The organism is Bradyrhizobium sp., from assembly GCF_016462955.1.
GTDB lineage: Bacteria > Pseudomonadota > Alphaproteobacteria > Rhizobiales > Xanthobacteraceae > Bradyrhizobium.
The window spans coordinates 366-2,199 of sequence record NZ_JAEMSD010000541.1; the positions used below are offsets into that span (position 1 = coordinate 366).

2 protein-coding genes are annotated in these 1,834 nt (G+C 63.9%); both read right to left on the reverse strand.

All coding sequences use genetic code 11. The annotated features are described in order from the left end of the window. Positions 1-1,099: S8 family serine peptidase (locus JHD07_RS33830; protein ID WP_366865668.1), on the reverse strand; the 1,099-nt coding region annotated here is incomplete at its 3' end. 7 nt (positions 1,100-1,106) lie between these two features. Next, a partial coding sequence (locus JHD07_RS33835) for an ATP-binding protein (protein WP_291630059.1) occupies positions 1,107-1,834 on the reverse strand: 728 nt, incomplete at its 5' end.

Sequence of the window (1,834 nt, forward strand, 5' to 3'; positions counted from 1 at the left end):
AGATCCGACAGCCGAAGCGCAGGTTCAGCGTCGTGATCGCCTCGCGCATCTGGGAGGGCACGAGGCGGCGATCATCAAAGTCACCCCGATCGTTCACGACCTTCGCCGCACAGATACGGGCGCCGCGTTGCAATGCGCCGGCGGCGAGCTGTGCGCGCAGGTCGCCAAACACGGCGACGCCGGCGACCCGGGTGCCGTGACCCCAAACGTCTGCCGTGCCGAGATCGGCGGGAACGCCGATCGCGCCGGCGACAATATCCGCCAAGAACGGGTGATCGTTGACGCCGCTGTCGATGATGCCGATGAGCGGCGCGTCCTCGGCAAGCGCGTTCAGCGCGGGAGCTTCGGCCAGCGTCAGGTCGAGTGCTTCCGCCGTCGTTACATCCGGCGCCGGTGGCAGATCGACCGTCGCTACCTCCTCAATCGTTAGCAGGGTACGAATGAGCTCGCCCGTCAGGCGCGCGCGAAACATGCTGATCGAGGGACCGATGTAGCGATCCAAGACATCGCCGGCCCGGGCCTCGACGTAACGGATGACCTCCTCGATCTTGCGTTCCCGCAGACGGCGCTCGCCGAGGTCCCAAAGCTCGATATCGACCAGGTAGGATGTTTGGGGCACAAAGTCGTTGAAGTCCGCAAACCCTTCCTCCTGGAAGCGCGAACCAATCCGGTCCCGGGGCTCGACGGACCCAATCCTCTCGATCCCTGCGACGAAACTGTTGTACGGGGCGTGCTTCTGGCCGGGCGGCGCGCCGCGCTGGTAGGCATCGAGGCGGGCGCGGAAGTCCTGCATGTCTTCGTTTGAAGAGAACAGAACGAGCGTGCGGTCCGCATCGCTCGACAAGACCGTAAGCCCCAAACGCTCCCAGTCCTCCTCAAGCAGGGCGCCCGTCATTTGCACGCGCAGGATCAGAGAGGGATCGACGAATTCAGGCTTTCGCCGGCCTCTCTGCGCCTGCGTCGCCGCATCGAGTTCGTCGCGCAGTTTCGTGCTGTGCTGGTCGCGATCGCGTGTTGGCGGAGGCCCGCCGCCGCCGTGTTTGCGGCGCTCGAATTGTTCGGGGAGCCGGACAAGCTCAAGATGATCGTAGCGTGCCACGATGCGCCTAGCTCGTCGGCGCGAGGCGAGACTGTCCTGCTCGGCGCCGCGCCTCATCTTCCAAGGCGCGATTGAAATCGCGTTCCTGCATCTGCTTGCGGCGGTCGATGATCATCGACTTGACCGCCTGCGTGCAGACCCGCTCGATCTCGGCGTAGGAATAGCCTTCCAGCGCAGCGGCATGCTGCATCGGATCGAAGGTGAGGTCGACATTCTTGAACTTCAACCGCAAGAATCGCCCGATCATCGACCGGCCAGGTTTGTCGAACCAGACGACTTCGTCGAACCGCCGCCAGACCGCCGGATCGAGCGATCGGTCCAGGTTCGTCGCGGCGATCAAGAAGCCCTTCGGCTGGATGTGGTCGATGAACAACAACAAGCTGTTGACGACGCGGCGCAGCTCATTGTGCTCGCTGCTGTCATCGCGCGAGCGCGCCAGCGCGTCGAACTCGTCAAAAAACAGAACGCACGGTTGCTTGCGGGCGAACTCGAAAATCTTGCGGACATTGCCGGCCGTCTCACCCAAGTAGGACGAGATCAGCCGGTCAAGCTTGACGAGAAAGAGCGGTAGTCCAAGCTCCGCGGCGAAAATCTCCGCGCACAGCGTCTTGCCGCAGCCCGGCGGCCCGCAGAACAGGAGTTTCGAGCGCACCCTGAGGCCGTGGCGCCGAATTTCATCGGCGCGGCGAAACTCTTTGACGAGGCCAAGCAGCACGCGCGCGTTCGTCGCGCCCA